The sequence below is a fragment of the Bacillus sp. FSL M7-1345 genome (assembly GCF_038006985.1).
Lineage (GTDB): Bacteria > Bacillota > Bacilli > Bacillales > Bacillaceae_G > Bacillus_A > Bacillus_A cereus_U.
Genome location: NZ_JBBOWG010000001.1, coordinates 2,003,377 through 2,022,125, shown reverse-complemented (window position 1 = coordinate 2,022,125; position 18,749 = coordinate 2,003,377). Strand labels below are relative to the sequence as shown.

Sequence of the window (18,749 nt, the reverse complement as noted above, 5' to 3'; positions counted from 1 at the left end):
TTATACTAAATAATTGATTGAAAAATGAATAGTTTTGTCAGTAGTGATGTTGTATATTTTTACATTACCGCCAGTTTCTACGTTAAATTCACATATAGAATAAGGTGGACCAGCAATAATAACAACATCTGTTATTTGTTGAGCAGGTCGCAATCCAGCTGGAACATTGAATACAACTTGCCCTTCTTTTATATTCTTTAAAGAGCCTATAACGGAAACTTGGTCGCCACTTCGTTTCGCTCTAGTAACTTGTCTTCCTTCAACGTTTGAAGCGTTAGTGATTGACATCTGAGTCCAATCTGTATCGGTAGATCGTTTAAATCCTTGTACAGTAAAATCCCACCCTACAAAATCCTCTCTTGTGACATGATTTGTCCACCCTGTCCACCCGTTATTTCCGTTTAGATAATTTGTATAAAATCCACCTACACTATCTTTAGCGATTACAAAGCCAATATTATTCTGATTAAAATAAGAAATTCCCCTCCAAGGTTTGCTCGATGGAATTGTATTTTGCACACCTGTAGCACAATAAATTGTATTCATCCCAGCACCTTTTGCAGCTATTTCGTCGAGAATGTTCTTTGTGATATCACTAACAGAAATAGTTTGCCCACCTGATTCTGTTGTGATCTTTGGTACTTGGACACCTTTCGCATTAATTAATGTTGTTAACTCTACAAATTTGTTGTTTGTATCTATAATTCTCTTATTTGTATCATCAATTTCTTTTCGATATCCTGCCACTTGTTCTATAGCTTTTTCAAAATCAGAAATATAGTTTTCTATTTTCATATTTCCTTCTTTTACATCTCGCTTAAGCACAATTCGGATATCAGGGGTACTCGTTCGTTCAGCGTTTTTTTCCATAACAAAATAAGCAGTCCAATCGGCCGAAGTTGAAACTGCTTGAGATGTAAAAGTATATGAAAACACACCATTTTTCGCATCAATTATTTGAGCATCATCACGAATGAATGCCCCTGTATGATTTGTCGCTTCATATTTGACTGCATATCCAGTTAAATCAACACTATTCCCCAGTTCTCTTACATTTACAGTAATTTTCAATCCATTTTTATCATTTTGACGGGAACGAATTGTCTTTGTAAACACAGGATCTGCTAAGTCTATAATAATTTCCTCATTTCGCATAATTACACCCCTTTCTGACAATTCCTTTTCGTATGTCTAGACGGTCTTCTATGACGTTTTACTCTGTTCCTATGTTTTATATTCCCTTTAGGTTTTATAGGCTCTAATTCTTTCAACCTAGCATCAGTTTTTGTCACATGTTCTTGAAAAGCTTTTGTTAATTGTGAAAGCATTCCGTATAAGCCTACACCTGTTTCTTCGGATTCGTTTGGAATGACAATACCATAATGACAAACAATTAACTGTTTTAGATGTATGGGAAAAGTTAAAGCCTCTTCGTAAAGCTGAGTTAAAAATTACATCTTTTGAAAAAGACATGAGCTTAGTTAGGCTCTATATCCTTCCCACATTTAGTTATAAAAAAATTAAAAGTATTAAGCCCGTAATGATTCAAAGCTACTATGCTGAACTTAAGGAAAAAGGACTATCAAATGGTACAATCAGCAATATCCATCGCTGCCTAAGGTGCATTTTCAAACACGCTGTAGAATGGGAAATCATACATGATAATATAATGAATAAGGTTAAAAAACCACGTGAAGAGCAAGGTGAGATGAAAACATGGTCCAGTGAGGAATGTAATCGATTCCTTCATTATTTAAAAGAAAAAAATAAAAAGTACTATATGTTCTTTTTACTCGCAATCTATACTGGTATGAGACGTGGAGAGTTACTTGCACTAACATGGAAGGATATTGACTTTGATAATAAACGTATCCTAGTTAATAAATCACTTGTAAAAACTGAAGAAGGACTATTTAAAGCTGCTACTAAAACTAAATCTTCTAATAGAAGTATTAGTATCTCTTCCTTTGTTGTAATAGAGTTACAAGCATACTACCTTTATAAAAAGAAAGAGTTTTTCCGCTGGGGTATCTCCTTGAATGAGGAGGCCTATATTTTCGCTGGCAATACGATTCATTGTCCCTTACATATAGATGCTCCTCATCGTTTTTTGAAAGACCATTATAAAAAAGCTGGTGTTCCACGAATTCGTATTCACGACTTAAGGCACACACATGCAACACTTATGCTCCAAGCTGGTGAGCATCCTAAAATTGTACAGGATCGCTTAGGACACTCTTCTATTCAAATGACATTAGACAAGTATAGCCATATCACACAAAACATGCAGCAACAGGCCGCAGAAAATTTTGAGAATGTAATAAAACCTTATGAAAACATCAAATAAAAGCCGAAAAATTCTAATGTGAGCAAAATGTGAGTATCGAGTTAAATCACCACTTACAAACCTTGATATAATAAGGTTTCTCATGCTATATCGTTGAATCTTGGGAGAAGAATGAGCAGTTTTAGAATTGTTGATTTTAAAAAACATAAAAACCTCAAAAATGCCAAATCCCTTATGTCACAAAGGATTTGGCATTTTTAAGGTTCTAGAAAAACCCGCTAAATATAAGGGGAAATTAAAAGTCATGAATCCGGTACAATACTGTGTCCACGCCCAAGGAACTGCCAAATGAAATAACGTGTCTAACTTTTTGGAGTCTATTGGCCTTTTCGAATCCCCTTATATTAGTGTTCGCTATTAAGATCTTTTCCTTCTAGGACCTACAATTAATTTGATTGCTGTTCTTTCTTGATTATCGATAGTAACCTCTTGAAACGCTGGAACAAGAACCAAATCAATTCCACTTGGAGCGACAAAACCTCTTGCAATCGCAATTGCTTTAATCGCTTGATTTAAAGAACCCGCTCCAATTACTTGAATTTCTACTTTGCCACTTGCTCTTAGTACACCGGCTATTGCACCTGCCACTGAATTTGGACTTGATTTTGAGGATACCTTTAATATATTTTCCATGTAAGTTGCTCCCTCTATTATTTAATCTCTATTTTCTTACTGTTTGAACTATAACTAACGTATCTTTAACTACTATTCATACCAAATACAAACAATTCTGTATAATTACATTCATTCGATATTTTTTGCCTTCTTCCTGCTCAATTGTATAAATAAAAAGCGATGACTAAGTTGGAAACTTAGTCATCACTTTATCCATTTCTCTGTTTAACTAAAATGCTGTCCTTTAAATACTTCTCTTGTTTACTTTGGTGATATACTATCTTAAAGTTTAAATACTTCAACATTTTGAAACCTCGGATAGAGTTATCTGCTAAGTTTTCAGCCTTTTTCTTCTTCAAAAGTCATTACATATAATCTTCAACTTAGAAATAATAGTAGTTTTAATCATCAAAGTATTGTAACTTGTGATAATGGTATAAATTCAGTTGAATTAACTGTTACAAAACTAAACTAATAATAATTCACCTTCATATTCAGATGCTACTTCAGCATCTTTTTTTATTATTAAATAGCGTTTCCTTTCGATTCCTACAATCTTCAGATTTTTTATTCATCTACCTTATAAAACGTATGCTCTCATTTTACAGTTCTATTAATCTAATAAGCAAAACAAGTACCGAATACTTCTACCACAAGAGTTCGGCACTTTTTTATTAAACCTATTCATTATTTCCTACTTCTCCACATAAACCGATTTAACTATCGTACGATTATAAGGTTGTCCTTCCTTATTCATCCCTTTCATATCAATTGTAACGTTATATACACCTGGCTGTTCTATATTTTTCAAAGCACCTGTGAATGTAGTTGTATTAATATTTTGCGATTCATTTGATTCAGAAACTAATTTTCCATCTTTATTAATTACTCGTACTGTTACTGAAAGATTGCCTTTCATTTCTGGAGCTGCAGGTGATTTTTTGAGTTTATACTCTGCTTTATTTACTTTAACTTTTGCCGGCATTTGAAGGACGAACGGAGCATCTTTTTTGTAATCGGTTACGATTAAATATGCATCTTTTGGCTGCTTTGCCATCATTTTAACTTGCCATTCTCCTGCTTCCATTTTATCAAATTTAAATGTTCTTATAGTCGCTCCTTTAAAGAGAGATTCACCTTCACCAGTAGATACAGCACTATCTTTATTTGTATAAACTTTTCCTTTTGGAGATATTAGTTGTATTTCTACATCCGAAGAAGCTGTTAAAACAGAAACTACCCCTTCTGCTTTTTTATCAACTGCGACAATTTGCCCTACCCACTGATTTTGTGACAACTCTCCTCCTAAAATAGCTTGATTAGAAGTTGTGTTTAATTGTTCTACCTTTTCCTCTGAACTATTACTCGGGGCTAATAAAGCCGGTACTGGTAAATTTGCTGTCCGTAAATATGGCTCAATTCGTGCGAAAACAGCTGAACCTTTTCGTATATTATCATGATCAAATCGTGCATCCGTAAATAAATGTGTTCCATATGGTAACTTAGCACTCCATTCGTTCACTAATCCATCATTAGAACCGTATGATGACAAGTACAACCCGCCCATAGATAATGCTGAAAAAACAGGTCCCCAGCTTGTCCCAGTAGCCGTATAGTAACGGTTTAATTTAGCTGCAGGATTATTATCTATTGTAGAACGAAACTTTGCCATTTCACCTATTTGCAATGAATATGTCCCATCATCTTTTTGACCTAATATAGAGGCGAGCCACCCTGCCCACCAACTATATGATAAATCCGCTAAATTTGATCCGTAATGCGGAGTGGCAAGTGTAATAACATTTCCAACAAATCGATTCGCTCCATATCCAACTAACGCAGCTTGTGTATCGATACCACCTTTACTATGAGCTACAACATTTACTTTTTCACCAAAATGATTATAAATTTCTTCAAGCTTTTGTGCTAACAATTTTCCATTGTCCCATTGGCTAGCTGATCCTTTCCCCGCAGCATCGTATAATTGAATAAATACAGTTTGATAGCCTGCTTTCAAGGCGTAGTCGTACATATCATTCATATCATGATATACTGTCTTTCCATACCAACTATCCGCATTACCATTTCTTCCTTGCACGAAGAGAATTGGTGGTTTATTCTCATCATAATTAGCAGGTTTCTGACCTAAAAACCATTCTCCAGGAGTAAATACTTCTTTGTCTGGAAAACCAGTCTTAAGCTCTGTTACAACCTCCGCGTGTACATTTGTACTAAAAACCAGCGGACTCATAAAACAAAGTACAATAAATAATGCTATACTCCTTTTCATAATTCCCATTAACATCCCCCTTTTCCGCAAGAAAGAAAACGCTACCATTACATTGAACACCAATTGTTTTAAATTCCATTTAATCAATTACTTTTTCGATACATTAGAATTAGAAATTAGTAGCCGCATTTCTTTCTTATCAAACGTTATTCTCTCAACATTCATTCATTCCTTTTTACAATAAGCGTTTTGAATATTTCTCAATAAAGCTTTCTCTTCACAAAAAAAACTGCGTATAAAAGGTCTCTTTAATAACCTTTTATACGCAGCTTCTTTGTTTAAAATCCGATGATATACTCATCATCATATTTATCGTATTGCAAACCAGCTCCTATTCTCAATTCTGTAACTTGATCTCTAAGGAATGGTGCATCTTCTATTTTACTAGTTGCAATTTCGATTCCATATTTTTTTGTTAAATGCGCTAACTCTATTAAAAACCATTCTCTTCGCAACGCGATTGGAATTTCATACGTTCGTCTTTTCATATATACTAGCACCTCTTCTATTTTCATTAATAAAAAGAGTACCACTTCTACTTTCGATACACTTTTTAAAACTATCGTTCATCATCAAAGGCCAATGAAACATTATAGTATATGCATGTCCATTTTAAACGTGCTATGGCAAAAATAATATTAAAAAACTGAAAAAAACTCATTTAGTTTACATAAAAAAATTATGTAATAGTAAAAGGGTAAGGCTTGTCCCTCATCCTTTTACTATAGAAATCTAAATTAAGAACACCTTGGTACACCTAAAGCTAAAAATAAACCCGCTACTCCTGCTGTAATTGGCACCTTCAACGTAATAACATCATCTACTTTTGTTACTAAAAAGTAAGCATTCCCTTCTTGTAACACGCAATTCACTAATAATTGAAATTCCATTCAAATCTCCTCCTTTCAAATGAGATACTATAATCTATGAAAATCTTTTCAAAATGTAATAGGAATTAAATCTATTTTTCCTTATATATAAAATAAATGTTTGTTTATCTATTAAAAATAATATAAATCTTTTTATTTTATTAAAAACCCTGTAATTTCCAATGAATTCTTATATAATCAATAAAGAAAATCTTACAAATGGAGGTATGAAAATGGCTATTTTGAGTAATATTGGTGTAGCTTTATTTTTGATTGCTATCATTCTTTTAATCTTATGTATCATTTCATTCTTTAAGAAAAATGGAAAAGCAAAACAATATGGTCGTCCAACTGTTATTCTTTTTATGATTTCAATTATGTTAATAATGACCGGCACAACAAAATCTGAACACCCAGTCGTCGAATTTTTTTCTACTTTAAGTTTCATTCTATTTATATTTTTCCTTGTTCTTGCAATATTATCTGTTATTAAGAAAACAGGTGTAGCAAAAAAACAATTTATAATTACAGCTGTTTTATTTGTCATTTTTGTTGCGCTATCAGGTATTTCAAGTCCTTCTTCTGAAAAAACGAAAGCAACTAATAAACAAGTCGCTTCTAATAGTGAAGAGAAAAAAGATGACGCAAAGAAAAAGGAATTAGAAAAGAAAGAAGCGGACGAAAAAACTCGTAAGCAAGAAGATGAGAAACGTCAAGCTGAGGAACTAGCTCGTAAGCAAGAGGATGAGAAACGTCAAGCTGAGGAACTAGCTCGTAAGCAAGAAGATGAGAAACGTCAAGCTGAAGAACTAGCTCGTAAACAACAAGAAGAGCAACAGCGTCAAGCTGAAGAACAGGCCCGTAAACAACAAGAAGAGCGACAACGTCAAGCTGAAGAACAGGCCCGTAAACAACAAGAAGAGCAACAACGTCAAGCTGCTGAGCAAGCTCGCAAACAACAAGAAGAACAACAACGTCAAGCTGCTGAACAAGCTCGCGTACAACAGGAACAACAAAAAGCACAGCAAACTCAAACACAACCGGCTGCTGGAAGCAATAGTAATACATATTTCAAAAATTGTACTGAAGTTAAAAATGCTGGGAAAGCCCCATTATATAGAGACCAACCAGGATATAGCTCTAAACTTGATCGTGATGGCGATGGAGTTGCGTGTGAAAGATAGTAATAAAAAAGAAGCTTCTACTAAGCTTCTTTTTTTATTATCCTAAAGTATTGCGACGAATTACGCTTCCTCTTACTTAAATAAAACTCCTTTTATTATTCTCAAAAATGACACATAATAAGTGATTTAAATCACCACATTGATTTTAATTTATCGCTATTCTTGATTTAGATATTACATTTAAACTTTATGGAGGTCTTCATATGGAACATACATTTACTGAAACTTCAATTATCGGTGAGATTGTAACACAATTTCCGAAAGCTAGTGATCTTTTTAAATCATATAGAATAGATTTTTGTTGTGGTGGAAATAGACCACTTATTGATGCAATTAATGAAAGAAATTTATCCGCATCAGAGGTAATCACAGAGTTAAATACGCTTTATCATAAAACGAAACTATTAAACGAATCTGAAATTGATTGGAAAAATGCTTCTTATCAAGAATTGATTGATTATGTTATAAATAAGCATCATCGCTATTTAAATGAAGAATTGCCACAGTTAAGCCCATATGTGACGAAAGTATTACGCGTTCATGGGGCTAGTCAGCCTCATTTAGCTCAAATTCATAAGCTATTTCATGAACTTAAAATTGAATTAGAACAGCATTTAATTAAAGAAGAAACCGAAGATTTCCCATTAATTTTAGAATTCGAGCAAAATCCAACTGATGAAAACTATGCAAAGTTACGTAAAGTAGTAGATGAGTTGGAGAATGAACATAGCCACGCTGGCAATATTATTAAAGAACTTCGTAAGGTGACAAATGACTTTACTCCTCCAGAAGGAGCTTGCGGCACTTATCGTCTTGTTTACCAGCGCCTTGAAGCTCTTGAATCTGACTTGTTTGAACATATTCATTTAGAAAATAACATTTTATTTCCACGTGCTATCGCAAAAGCTTAATTACGGCGCAGGACATGAGCATTTTTACTCATGTCCTGCTTTTCATTTTGTAAAAAATATTCACACGTTCCCCCACCGTTTCACTGGACAGCTTGATATAATTTAATTTATCAAAGGAATATATCAGGTAGCATTAAGGCGTTGTATTTATGAAAGAAAAAATGATTAAAAAACATTTACGAGAGTTCCTCCTCTTTAAAGAACTTTCAGAAGAAGAACTACAGCTTGTTATGGAGGGTTCTTCATTCCCAACTGATTATTCCTCCTTCCTCTCTTCTTTAATCTCACTAAAAAACAAGTCCTCTCATAAAGTAAAACTTCTAATTTGCCGGGTTTTGTTCATTTCCCGCAGACTATTAAGCGTCCCTCTCTCCTTTCACTTCCACTACAATCTAGTTATCTGCCCACATAACCAAATATCTCTTTCGCTTCTCCCTTCACATAAACCCGAATTTAAACAATTTGTGAATCATTATAAATATGTGATAAATATCACATCTCCCTCTTTTTTAATTTTCTATAATGGAAATATAATTCTTTGTTCAACTTTTCACATAGAAAGGGAAATGAATATGAAAAAACGTTTAGTTATGATCGGGAATGGTATGGCTGGCATACGCTGTATGGAAGAAATATTAAAACATGATAGTGATTTATATAATATTACTATTTTTGGAGATGAACCACATCCAAACTACAATCGCATTATGCTCTCTCATGTTCTGCAGGGAAAAACAAATATGCAAGATATCATTATGAACGAATATAGTTGGTACGAAGAAAATGAAATAACTTTATATACAAACGAGAGAGTTCAAAGTATTGACCGAGAAGAAAAAGTCATTGTCACAGAAAAAAATCGTACTCTTACATATGACAAACTCATTATCGCAACAGGATCTAGTGCTTTTATATTACCTGTTGAAGGTTCCACCCTTCCTGGTGTGACTGGATTCCGAACAATTGAAGATACACAATTTATGATTAATACTGCTAAAGATAAGAAAAAGGCCGTTGTCATTGGTGGTGGATTACTTGGTTTAGAAGCCGCAAGAGGTCTTATTGACTTAGGAATGGACGTACATATTGTTCATTTAATGCCGAGCTTAATGGAGCAACAATTAGATGCCAAAGCTGCTTCTCTATTGCGTGAAGATTTAGAAGCGCAAGGCATGAAATTTCTAATGGAAAAGAAAACTGTGAAGATTCTTGGTACCGATCATGTTGAGGGTATTCAATTTGAAGATGGTGAAATTGTAAATTGTGATTTAATCGTAATGGCTGTCGGAATACGTCCAAATACTCAAATAGCAAAAGATGCTGACTTAATTGTAAATCGCGGCATTGTAGTCAACGACTATATGCAAACAAATGATGAATCCATTTATGCAGTTGGAGAATGTGCAGAACATGATGGTATCGCATATGGACTTGTTGCTCCTCTTTATGAACAAGGTGCAATATTAGCAAAACAAATAACGAATTTACAAACGGATGGATATACAGGCAGTATCGTCGGTACGCAATTAAAAGTTGCAGGTTGTGATTTATTCTCTGCTGGCCAAATTTATGAAGATGATATAACGAAAGCAATATCAATCTTTGATGAATGTAAACGTTCCTATAAAAAAGTATTAATTCGTGACAATAAAGTCGTTGGTATCGTTTTATATGGTGATACTGCTGATGGTACACGCCTCTTTAGCATGTTAAAGAAAGAAGAAGACATACAAGAATATACAGCCGCTTCCCTTCTTCACAAAGCTGGTGAAGAAAGTGAACTTAACGTAGCTACTATGAGTGCGGATGACACTATTTGCGGATGTAATGGTGTTACAAAAGGTACAATCGTTCATGCCATTTTAGAGCAAGAGTTAACTACTTTTGAAGAAGTTAAAGGATGTACGAAAGCTGCGGGGTCTTGTGGTAAATGTCGTCCGCTTGTTGAACAAATTTTATCACATACACTTGGAGATGCTTTTGATGCCTCAACGCAATCTGCCGGTATGTGTGGATGTACAACTTTATCACGTGATGAAGTCGTAGCGGCAATTCACGAGAAAGGTTTAAAATCTCCAAAAGAAGTACGAAATGTCCTTGGTTTTGCACATGAAGACGGCTGTTCGAAATGTCGCCCTGCTTTAAACTACTATTTACGTATGGCGATTCCAGAAGAATATGCAGATGATAAATCATCCCGTTACGTTAATGAAAGAATGAATGGTAACATCCAACATGATGGTACATTTTCTGTTATTCCACGTATGTACGGAGGCGTTACAACCGCAGATGATTTAATGAAGATTGCTGAGGTTACGAAAAAATATGACGTCCCTCTCGTAAAAATTACAGGTGCGAGTCGAATCGGCTTATATGGTGTTAAGAAACAAGATTTACCTAACGTATGGGCTGACTTACATATGACTTCTGGATATGCGTACTCAAAATCGCTTCGTAATGTAAAATCATGTGTTGGTTCTCGTTTCTGTCGGTTCGGTACGAAAGATTCATTAGGACTTGGTATGCTCCTTGAACAATCATTAGAAATGGTAGATACACCTCATAAAATGAAGATGGGTGTAACGGGCTGTCCACGTAACTGTGCGGAAGTACTTACGAAAGATTTCGGCGTTGTGTGTGTTGAAAATGGATTCCAACTTTATATTGGCGGAAATGGTGGTACGGAAGTACGTGAAGCTGATTTTGTAATGATCGTCCCTACTGAAGATGATGTCCTTCGCATCGCAACAGCTTACATGCAATATTATCGTGAAACTGGTATTTATGGGGAACGTACTGCCTACTGGACAGAACGGTTAGGCTTCGATCACATAAAAGAAATACTACAGGATACAAGTATGGTCACGATGTTAAATGAGCGTTTCCAAACAGCTCGTAGCACATATACGGAAGCTTGGGGACAGGCACTAGAAACGAAATCATTAAAAGCTATGTATGAAGTAGAAACTGTGAAATAAGGAGCTGTGAACCATATGTTACAAACGAAAGAGAAAATAAAAGTTATGCGTGCGGAAGACCTTCCTATTCAAATTGGTAAAGAAGTGCAAATGAAAGACATGTCTATCGCCCTATTTCGTCTTTCAAATGGCGATATTCGAGCTGTAGAAAATCGTTGTCCTCACAAAAACGGACCGTTAGCGGAAGGAATTGTATCTGGGGAATTCGTCTTTTGTCCACTACATGATTGGAAAATTTCATTACTAACAGGTGAAGTTCAAAAACCGGATGACGGCTGTATTCAAACGTACGAAGTAGAAGTTATCGACGGAGATATTTATATATATATGTAATTTACAAAAGGAAGCCTCCCCTGGCTTCCTTTTAAATAAAAACAAACGAGGTGCGAATATGAACGGATATGTATATTTAGTTGGTGCAGGACCAGGTGATGAAGGGCTTATTACAAAAAAAGCGATAGATTGCTTAAAGCGTGCAGATATTGTCTTATATGACCGCTTATTGAACCCTACTTTTCTTAGTTATACAAAGCAAACTTGTGAACTTATTTATTGCGGTAAAATGCCTAAGAATCATACTATGCGACAAGAAATGATTAACGCCCACCTCCTTCAATTTGCGAAAGAAGGGAAAATCGTTGTCCGCTTAAAAGGCGGAGATCCATCTATTTTCGGCAGAGTTGGTGAAGAAGCAGAAACTTTAGCGGCAGCAAACATTCCATACGAGATTGTGCCAGGTATTACAGCTAGCATCGCCGCTAGTAGTTATGCAGGTATCCCCCTCACCCACCGCAACTACAGTAATAGTGTAACTTTACTAACTGGACATTCAAAAGGTCCTTTAACCGATCATGGAAAATACAATTCATCCCACAATAGCGACACGATCGCCTACTATATGGGTATAAAAAACTTACCTACCATTTGTGAAAACTTACTACAAGCAGGAAAAAAAGAAGATACACCCGTAGCAGTCATTGAATGGGGTACAACTGGAAAGCAGCGCGTTGCCACAGGGACACTTTCAACCATTGTTCCTATCGTCAAAAACGAAAATATTTCTAACCCTTCCATGACAATTGTTGGTGATGTTGTTACTTTGCGGAATCAAATCGCTTGGAAAGAACGTAAACCATTGCACGGCAAGAAAGTTTTATTTGCATCTGCAACAAATAAAGAAAGTTCAATAAAACAAATGTTACAAGAATCCGGTGCAGAAATATATCAAATCCCAACTTTCCAAAAAGAAGAATACACATTAACCTCTGAACAAATCAATGAAATTTTTAGTGTTGATCGCCTTGTATTTGGTTCAGCTGAGAGTGTAGAGATTTTGATGCAATCATGCAGTAAGCACCATAAAGATATTCGTTCCTTACAGGCAGAACTGCAATATATGAACCTTCCTGTTCAAGAAAAGCTTATGCAGTATGGATTGTTAAGTAAACCTGCAGCGTTTTCTTCTAATACAACTATTTATTTAGGCCGAAATATTAATCGAATTGCTTTCATTCAAGAAAAAATTGGTGCAGGCTCCTATATGATGACTCATGAGTATACAATCGATAATCGCTTCGATGAAATTCATTCCCGTATGCTTTCGGAATTCTCATGGGATAGCATTGTATTTAAAGGACGCGCTTCAATTGATACGTTTCTAGAAGAAGTAAAGCGTCTTGGATTTATGCATGTTCTTACTCTTCCATTCTCGTATACAAACGTTCCAACTTTACACTATGCGAATAAAGTCGGGTTACATAACATTGATCATCAATTACAAGAAATTATTATGAAGAAGGATATGGTGGCAAGATGAAAGGAATTGTATATGTTGGACACGGGAGCCGGCTCCAAGAAGGCAATGAACAATTCATTCACTTTATTCAATCAGTTATGACAGAGCGTAACGAAAGAATTCAAAAAATAGCTTTTCTTGAACTAACAACACCTACCATTCAAGATGCAGTTACAGAAACAATACTAGAGGGGGCAACTGAAATAATGATAGTTCCTGTTTTATTATTTGCAGCAGCTCACTATAAACGTGATATTCCTTTTGAGATAGAGCAAATGCAAAAGAAATATCCACATATAAATTTTTCAGTTGCACCACCTTTTAGTACGCATCCACATATGGTTGAACTTGTAGTTAAAAGAATACGTGAAACAATGCCAATGCAAGACAGTAGAATTATACTCGTCGGTCGAGGTAGTAGTGACCCTCAGCCGATATATGAATTACAACAAATTGGAGCAGCTGCCGGACGAAAACTCGGTATGCCAGTATCTTGTTCCTTTTTAACAAAAGGAACTCCCTCTTTTACTGCTGAGCTCAAAAATATAACACAGGCTGCGTCACATGTATATGTCATGCCGTACCTTCTCTTTACCGGATTATTGCTTCAAAAAATTAAATTACATACAAAAAAGTATGATCACGTTACAACTTGCAACTGCCTTCAGTTTGATACATACATGAGGTTAACATTATTAGAACGAATGGAGGAATGTGTGTATGTATAACCTGTACCCTCTTATGCTTAATCTAAATAAAAAAGTGGTTGTTATAGTTGGTGGTGGTAAAATTGCATATCGAAAAGCGTCTGGATTAAAGGATACAGGCGCTTTTGTCACGGTTGTCAGCCCGGAAATTTGCGAGGAAATGAAGGAGCTTCCTTATGTTACATGGAAGCAAAAAACTTTTACTAATGATGATATTAAAGATGCCCATCTTATTTATGCCGCAACAAATCAACATACTGTAAATATGATGGTCAAGCAAGCTGCCCATGATTTCCAATGGGTTAACGTTGTAAGTGATGGTACAGCATCATCATTTCACACACCTGGTGTCATACGAAATGATGAATTTGTTGTCAGTATTTCAACTTCAGGTAAAGATCCATCGTTTACAAAGCGTATGAAGCAGGAACTAACCTCTATACTTCCTAAGCTTATAAAAAAACTTTCCCGTACACATAAATCGGAATCTATCTCTTAGCTAGCATATGAATTTACTTTGGACAAACGTTTTTAGAGACGTTTGTTCTTTTTTATGAAACAAGTAAAATATCGTTATCTATAGAACGATATTGATACAACCATTCATCCCCTCTCGTGTTCAAGTATAAAAAAAGGATGCCTCTACTAGGCACCCTTTTTCTCTATTAATTATTCTTTAACATCACTAACATCTTCTCTTGACTATACATCCACACTGTAATGATTAAACAAGCAAGCGCTACTTCTGATAATGCCATAAATCCAATTGCATAATGACCTGTTAGTTGGAATAGTAGTGTTAAAATTAATGGTGGGAAGAACCCTCCTAGTCCACCTAAAGCTGACACAACCCCATTTACAATCCCTGCTTGTTCAGAGAAGTACATTGGAACAAGTTTAAAGATTGTACCATTTCCAATACCTGCACAGAAGGCGACTAGTAAGCAACCAAATGTATACACGTTCATACTAGGCATAAATGATAACACAATACCAGATAGTGTTAAGCCGATAAATACGAAGATTAATATTTTAAATGGATTAAACTTATCACCGAGCCAGCCACCAATTGGGCGCATCATTGTTGCTAATACGATGAACCCTGCTGTCCGCATACCTGCATCTACTTTCTCTAATCCGAAGTGAGATACTAAAAAGTTTGGTAAATATACTGTAAATGCGACAAATGATCCGAAAGTTAAAAAGTAAAAGATACATAAAAACCAAAGTTTTTCATTTTTATATACACCTTTTATTTGTTCCATTAATGGTGTATTCACCTTTTTCTCCTTACGATCGCCTAATAAAAAGTTCATCAGTGCAAATGCTGCAAGTAAAACTAAATAACACTGTACTGTTGTTCTCCAGCCAAATGAAGTTGCAATTACAGGTGCTAAGAAAGAAGTAATTGCTGTTCCGGCGTTACCTACACCGTAAATACCATTTACAAAGCCGTGACTCTCTTTTGGGAAGTACTTTGGTAAAGAAGTTACCCCTACGGAGAAAACAGCTCCACCGATTCCTACAAATAAGCCACCAATAATTAAATCCATCATAGAATTGGCAACACTAATGTAAAAGACAGGGAATAATAAAAGAATAAAACTAATAAAGAATAATTTTCTTGCTCCGAAACGATTAGTCCAATAACCAATTGGAATGCGAAGAATAGAACCTAAAATAACTGGTACTGCTGTGACCATAGAAATTTGTCCTGCAGTTAATGGTATATCCGCTTTAATATAAGGCATTAATGATGATAATATTACCCATACCATAAAACCAATAACTAGATTAGAAGTTTGTAAACTTAATTGAAAATTAGGACTTTTCACCCTGTTCCCTCCTATGTATGCATAGTTATATTAATTCCCTCCAGTCTAATCACGTACTAACATGATTAGACTGAAAAGAATCAACCACCACTTACTGGCGGAATCATCGCTACAACATCGCCAGTTTGAATGATGTCATCCTCATTTGCGTATTCTTCATTTACAGCGACCATAATCTGGTTTGAAATTGTTATGTTGTATTCTTTAACAAGAATATCTTTTAGCTCAGTAACAGTAATATTTCCATAATCTATTTGCAACGCTGGCTTACTTGCTTCTTCTTGCAAATTTGCAAATAATAATACTTCAATCATCTTCTCATCTCCTTTTCAGGCTCCCCACTTAAATATGCTGTTTTCTCTAACTGATCTCCTATCCATGACTCACCATCTTCCCAAAACTCTTTCTTCCAAATCGGAACAATTTGTTTAATTCGTTCCATAATATATTCATTCGCCTCATAGGCTGCTTTCCGGTGCGGTGTAGCCACAGCTACTACAACAGCAAGGTCAGAAATTTGCAATGTACCAATGCGATGTGTAATTGCTACATATGTCCCAGGCCATTTCTCTTCTACTTCGGTACCAATTTTCGCAAGCTGCTTTTCCGCCATTGCCTTATAAGCCACATACTCTAAATATAACGTACGACGTCCTTTCGTAAATTCTCTGACAGTACCAATAAAAGTTGTAACTGCACCGCACTCACGCCGAATTACTTTACTTGTAACTTCTTCAATTGCAATAGGTGTATCAATTACTTCAAAATACGTATGCGTCATCTTGCACCTCTTATCTTTGTTTAAATCATTTCTTATACAGATCTAATCTGCGGAAAATCTCTCAATCTATTTTTCTATTACTTATATGATCGAAGTGGTTCTTCCCATGGCCACTTGCTTCCTAAGTTTGATTCTAATAACAATACTGAAACAGTTATTCCTGCTTCAAATCCTCTTGTTCCTCCCGGTAAAACGATAAATGCATTCGCATCTGCAAGTGAAGAAATTGCACTAGATTTATCTAAACCAACTGGTGTAACCTGTAATTGGCCATCTACAAGTTCTACCTTCCCTCTTACAAAACGCGTAAACGGATTTGCTTTCGGAAAGTCTTTCTGTAAAATCGCCTCTGCACGATATACGTGCGGATCTTTCCTATGCAAGTATGTTCCAATGACTGGTCGAACATATAATTCACACCCAACATAACAAGCAGAAGGATTACCAGATAGACCAAATAATAGTTTTCCTTCTAACTCAGCTACAGTTGTCACACTTCCTGGTCGCATTGCTATTTTATTAAAAAGTACATTAGCTTGTAATCTCTCATAAATAGCAGGTAAATAGTCATAGTCTCCTACCGAAACGCCACCAGTTGTAATTAAAATATCGACTTCTTTTATCGCTTTTTTTACAGTGTTATAACACGTCTCAAAATCGTCAGCGAATTGTCCATAATACTGTACAAATCCGCCCGCTCGTTCAATTTGTGCAGCTATCATATAGGAGTTACTATTTCGAATCTTCCCTGCCTTTAATTGTTCATGTACTTCAAGCAGTTCGCTACCCGTCGTTACAATTCCAATAACCGGCTGTTTTACAACGTGTACGGAACTATAACCAAACGTAGCAAGCAGTGCCGCTACTCCTGGGTTAATAACAGTCCCTTTTTTCACAAGGATGGCATTTTGTTTTACATCTTCTCCTTTAAAAGAAATGTTATCACCGGCGGCGAAGGAGCGTTTTAATTTCATATAAGTCTTTTCGTTTTCTTCAAACTCTTCCGTTAGCTCTAACATAACAACCGCATTACACCCTTTCGGAATTGCGGCTCCTGTCATAATACGTACAGCTTGAAATGCTTTCACTTCTTCTGTAAAAACAAAACCTGCTCCAATTTCACCAATCACTTCAAACAGAATGGGATTACTACTACTGGCTTCTTTTGTATCTTCTGCTCGAATCGCAAATCCGTCGTATGGAGAGCGATTAAAATGAGGGACATCATGATCTGCAATAACATCTTCTCCAAGAATTCTTCCGTAACTTTCTATAAGAGAAACCTCTTCTGTTTCACCTTGACGAGCATATTCCATTACAAGTGTAACTGCTTCTGCCACTGGAATTGATATACGTTTTTGTAACATTCCTTTTTCACCTCGTTTTGATAAGGAGACTCTTTCTCTCTATTCATCCTATATACTTTGCGTATAATCGTTTTGCCATTTTCACATCATTTGTTCCATGAATAAATGCCCTACCGTCTGTAAATAAAACGAAACGATATTCATCAACTAAAAACGATAGTAAATACGGCGTTTTTTGGACATTCACACTTTTTTGTAAGCGCTTTTGAACTTCCTCTAAATGAAGAATCCCCTTTACTCCCGGACGGATTTGAACCGTATTCCTTCCGCATAGCACTTCAGTTTTCATCTGAGATTCAAATGTTAAACTTGGATACGTGCGTACATTTCCACAAGATGGACATGTACTTTTTTTCTGTCTATTTACTTTTAATGAGAGATATTGATTGTTCCATATATCAAATGATAACATTGTTCCCCTTAGCGACTGAAAATCATCCACCAATATTTTCATCGCCTCTGTTACTTGGTGAGCAACGACCATTTGTACAGCTGGCTGAATGATTCCTGCTGTATCGCATGTTGCACCGCCCATAGGATGATCCATTAGGCAGCGAAAACATGGTGTTTCTCCCGGAAGAATTGTATATGTTACGCCGTAACTCCCAATACATCCGCCGTATATCCAAGGTATATTTTCTTTTTGTGAAATGTCATTTATAAGTAGGCGCGTATCGAAATTATCAGTCGCATCTAAAATAAGATCTACTTCTTTTGCTAACTCTTCCATTTCTTGCATTGTAACATCCGTTATAAGCGGCACAATTTTCACTTCAGAATTAATCTTTCTTAAATGCTCTGCCGCTGCAATTGCTTTTGGTTTACACTGCTGTGCATCTTCTTCTGTATATAGCTGTTGCCGCTGTAAATTACTCCATTCGACGTAGTCACGGTCAGCAATTGTCAATTTCCCAATTCCCATCCTAACAAGCGCTTCCGCATTTGCAGCGCCAAGTGCACCCGCACCGATTAGGAGCACATGCTTTTCTCTTATTTTTCTTTGTCCCATTTCACCAATTCCAGAAAACAATACTTGCCTAGAATAACGCTCTTGCATAGGGAATCCTCCT

17 protein-coding genes and 3 pseudogenes are annotated in these 18,749 nt (G+C 35.8%); 9 read left to right on the top strand and 11 right to left on the bottom strand.

The features are described from left to right. Entirely contained in the window at positions 1–1,155 is a 1,155-nt protein-coding gene (locus MHB76_RS10545) for a BppU family phage baseplate upper protein (RefSeq protein WP_340986404.1), read from the bottom strand. A gap of 2 nt (positions 1,156–1,157) precedes the next feature. After that, a pseudogene (locus tag MHB76_RS10540) lies at positions 1,158–1,394 on the bottom strand (tail fiber domain-containing protein); the annotation flags it as partial. Here MHB76_RS10540 and MHB76_RS10535 point away from each other — a divergent pair. Continuing rightward, a pseudogene (locus tag MHB76_RS10535) lies at positions 1,376–2,347 on the top strand (tyrosine-type recombinase/integrase); the annotation flags it as partial. The pseudogenes MHB76_RS10540 and MHB76_RS10535 overlap by 19 nt on opposite strands. 357 nt (positions 2,348–2,704) lie before the next feature. Here the strand turns inward: MHB76_RS10535 and MHB76_RS10530 are convergent. Then, positions 2,705–2,980, bottom strand: a complete 276-nt coding sequence (locus tag MHB76_RS10530; RefSeq protein ID WP_002148380.1) for a stage V sporulation protein S — start codon at positions 2,978–2,980, stop codon at positions 2,705–2,707. A 358-nt stretch (positions 2,981–3,338) separates the two neighbouring features. Here MHB76_RS10530 and MHB76_RS10525 point away from each other — a divergent pair. Beyond that, positions 3,339–3,437 (top strand): annotated as a pseudogene (locus tag MHB76_RS10525) (preprotein translocase); the annotation flags it as partial. A gap of 219 nt (positions 3,438–3,656) precedes the next feature. Here MHB76_RS10525 and MHB76_RS10520 read toward each other — a convergent pair. The 3 genes from MHB76_RS10520 to exsG all read right to left on the bottom strand — a co-directional run bounded on the left by MHB76_RS10520 (position 3,657) and on the right by exsG (position 6,142). Further along, positions 3,657–5,267: a lipase family alpha/beta hydrolase gene (locus MHB76_RS10520; RefSeq protein ID WP_439823125.1), complete on the bottom strand. Its 1,611-nt coding sequence runs from the start codon at positions 5,265–5,267 to the stop codon at positions 3,657–3,659. Positions 5,268–5,530: 263 nt separating this feature from the next. Next, positions 5,531–5,740, bottom strand: a complete 210-nt coding sequence (locus tag MHB76_RS10515; protein WP_002158072.1) for a hypothetical protein — start codon at positions 5,738–5,740, stop codon at positions 5,531–5,533. Positions 5,741–5,989: 249 nt separating this feature from the next. Continuing rightward, positions 5,990–6,142 carry an exosporium protein ExsG gene (gene exsG, locus MHB76_RS10510; protein WP_000395676.1) on the bottom strand — a complete coding sequence of 51 codons (153 nt, stop codon included), beginning with the start codon at positions 6,140–6,142 and terminating at the stop codon, positions 5,990–5,992. A 212-nt stretch (positions 6,143–6,354) separates the two neighbouring features. Between exsG and MHB76_RS10505 the strand changes: the two genes are divergently transcribed. The 7 genes from MHB76_RS10505 to MHB76_RS10475 all read left to right on the top strand — a co-directional run bounded on the left by MHB76_RS10505 (position 6,355) and on the right by MHB76_RS10475 (position 14,195). Beyond that, positions 6,355–7,305 carry an excalibur calcium-binding domain-containing protein gene (locus MHB76_RS10505; protein ID WP_078173734.1) on the top strand — a complete coding sequence of 317 codons (951 nt, stop codon included), beginning with the start codon at positions 6,355–6,357 and terminating at the stop codon, positions 7,303–7,305. Positions 7,306–7,508: 203 nt separating this feature from the next. Beyond that, complete coding sequence (gene ric / locus MHB76_RS10500; protein ID WP_002148385.1) at positions 7,509–8,216, top strand: iron-sulfur cluster repair di-iron protein; 708 nt, start codon at positions 7,509–7,511, stop codon at positions 8,214–8,216. Positions 8,217–8,788: 572 nt separating this feature from the next. Next, entirely contained in the window at positions 8,789–11,194 is a 2,406-nt protein-coding gene (nirB, locus tag MHB76_RS10495; RefSeq protein WP_078173735.1) for an NADPH-nitrite reductase large subunit, read from the top strand. Positions 11,195–11,209: 15 nt separating this feature from the next. After that, positions 11,210–11,527, top strand: a complete 318-nt coding sequence (gene nirD, locus MHB76_RS10490; protein WP_002148387.1) for a nitrite reductase small subunit NirD — start codon at positions 11,210–11,212, stop codon at positions 11,525–11,527. A 58-nt stretch (positions 11,528–11,585) separates the two neighbouring features. Beyond that, the gene (locus MHB76_RS10485) at positions 11,586–13,010 is read left to right on the top strand and encodes a uroporphyrin-III C-methyltransferase (protein WP_340986399.1); all 1,425 of its coding nucleotides are present in this window, start codon (positions 11,586–11,588) and stop codon (positions 13,008–13,010) included. Next, positions 13,007–13,717, top strand: coding sequence for a sirohydrochlorin chelatase (locus MHB76_RS10480; RefSeq protein WP_078173737.1), 711 nt, complete (start codon positions 13,007–13,009; stop codon positions 13,715–13,717). The genes MHB76_RS10485 and MHB76_RS10480 overlap by 4 nt, the downstream gene beginning before the upstream one ends. Next, a complete protein-coding gene (locus MHB76_RS10475) occupies positions 13,710–14,195 on the top strand; it encodes a precorrin-2 dehydrogenase (protein ID WP_070170080.1) in 486 nt (161 codons plus the stop codon). Before MHB76_RS10480 ends, MHB76_RS10475 begins: the two co-directional genes overlap by 8 nt. Positions 14,196–14,361: 166 nt before the next feature. Here MHB76_RS10475 and narK read toward each other — a convergent pair whose 3' ends face one another. The 5 genes from narK to MHB76_RS10450 all read right to left on the bottom strand — a co-directional run bounded on the left by narK (position 14,362) and on the right by MHB76_RS10450 (position 18,736). After that, positions 14,362–15,531, bottom strand: a complete 1,170-nt coding sequence (gene narK, locus MHB76_RS10470; protein ID WP_078173738.1) for a nitrate transporter NarK — start codon at positions 15,529–15,531, stop codon at positions 14,362–14,364. Positions 15,532–15,611: 80 nt separating this feature from the next. Continuing rightward, complete coding sequence (gene moaD / locus MHB76_RS10465) at positions 15,612–15,845, bottom strand: molybdopterin converting factor subunit 1 (RefSeq protein WP_002202200.1); 234 nt, start codon at positions 15,843–15,845, stop codon at positions 15,612–15,614. Continuing rightward, a complete protein-coding gene (locus MHB76_RS10460; protein ID WP_078173739.1) occupies positions 15,842–16,312 on the bottom strand; it encodes a molybdenum cofactor biosynthesis protein MoaE in 471 nt (156 codons plus the stop codon). The genes moaD and MHB76_RS10460 overlap by 4 nt, the downstream gene beginning before the upstream one ends. Before the next feature lie 77 nt (positions 16,313–16,389). Next, a complete protein-coding gene (locus MHB76_RS10455) occupies positions 16,390–17,679 on the bottom strand; it encodes a molybdopterin molybdotransferase MoeA (protein ID WP_078173740.1) in 1,290 nt (429 codons plus the stop codon). Positions 17,680–17,722: 43 nt separating this feature from the next. Beyond that, entirely contained in the window at positions 17,723–18,736 is a 1,014-nt protein-coding gene (locus MHB76_RS10450; protein ID WP_340986394.1) for a molybdopterin-synthase adenylyltransferase MoeB, read from the bottom strand. Between the last annotated feature and the right edge of the window lie 13 nt (positions 18,737–18,749).

Coding starts and splice junctions, on each gene's coding strand:
- MHB76_RS10455 (WP_078173740.1), bottom strand. CDS start 17,679: ATGTTACAAAAACGTATATCAATTCCAGTGGCAGAAGCAGTTACACTT.
- ric (WP_002148385.1), top strand. CDS start 7,509: ATGGAACATACATTTACTGAAACTTCAATTATCGGTGAGATTGTAACA.
- MHB76_RS10480 (WP_078173737.1), top strand. CDS start 13,007: ATGAAAGGAATTGTATATGTTGGACACGGGAGCCGGCTCCAAGAAGGC.
- MHB76_RS10460 (WP_078173739.1), bottom strand. CDS start 16,312: ATGACGCATACGTATTTTGAAGTAATTGATACACCTATTGCAATTGAA.
- exsG (WP_000395676.1), bottom strand. CDS start 6,142: ATGGAATTTCAATTATTAGTGAATTGCGTGTTACAAGAAGGGAATGCT.
- MHB76_RS10545 (WP_340986404.1), bottom strand. CDS start 1,155: ATGCGAAATGAGGAAATTATTATAGACTTAGCAGATCCTGTGTTTACA.
- nirD (WP_002148387.1), top strand. CDS start 11,210: ATGTTACAAACGAAAGAGAAAATAAAAGTTATGCGTGCGGAAGACCTT.
- MHB76_RS10450 (WP_340986394.1), bottom strand. CDS start 18,736: ATGCAAGAGCGTTATTCTAGGCAAGTATTGTTTTCTGGAATTGGTGAA.
- MHB76_RS10515 (WP_002158072.1), bottom strand. CDS start 5,740: ATGAAAAGACGAACGTATGAAATTCCAATCGCGTTGCGAAGAGAATGG.
- moaD (WP_002202200.1), bottom strand. CDS start 15,845: ATGATTGAAGTATTATTATTTGCAAATTTGCAAGAAGAAGCAAGTAAG.
- MHB76_RS10520 (WP_439823125.1), bottom strand. CDS start 5,267: ATGTTAATGGGAATTATGAAAAGGAGTATAGCATTATTTATTGTACTT.
- nirB (WP_078173735.1), top strand. CDS start 8,789: ATGAAAAAACGTTTAGTTATGATCGGGAATGGTATGGCTGGCATACGC.
- MHB76_RS10485 (WP_340986399.1), top strand. CDS start 11,586: ATGAACGGATATGTATATTTAGTTGGTGCAGGACCAGGTGATGAAGGG.
- MHB76_RS10505 (WP_078173734.1), top strand. CDS start 6,355: ATGGCTATTTTGAGTAATATTGGTGTAGCTTTATTTTTGATTGCTATC.
- MHB76_RS10475 (WP_070170080.1), top strand. CDS start 13,710: ATGTATAACCTGTACCCTCTTATGCTTAATCTAAATAAAAAAGTGGTT.
- MHB76_RS10530 (WP_002148380.1), bottom strand. CDS start 2,980: ATGGAAAATATATTAAAGGTATCCTCAAAATCAAGTCCAAATTCAGTG.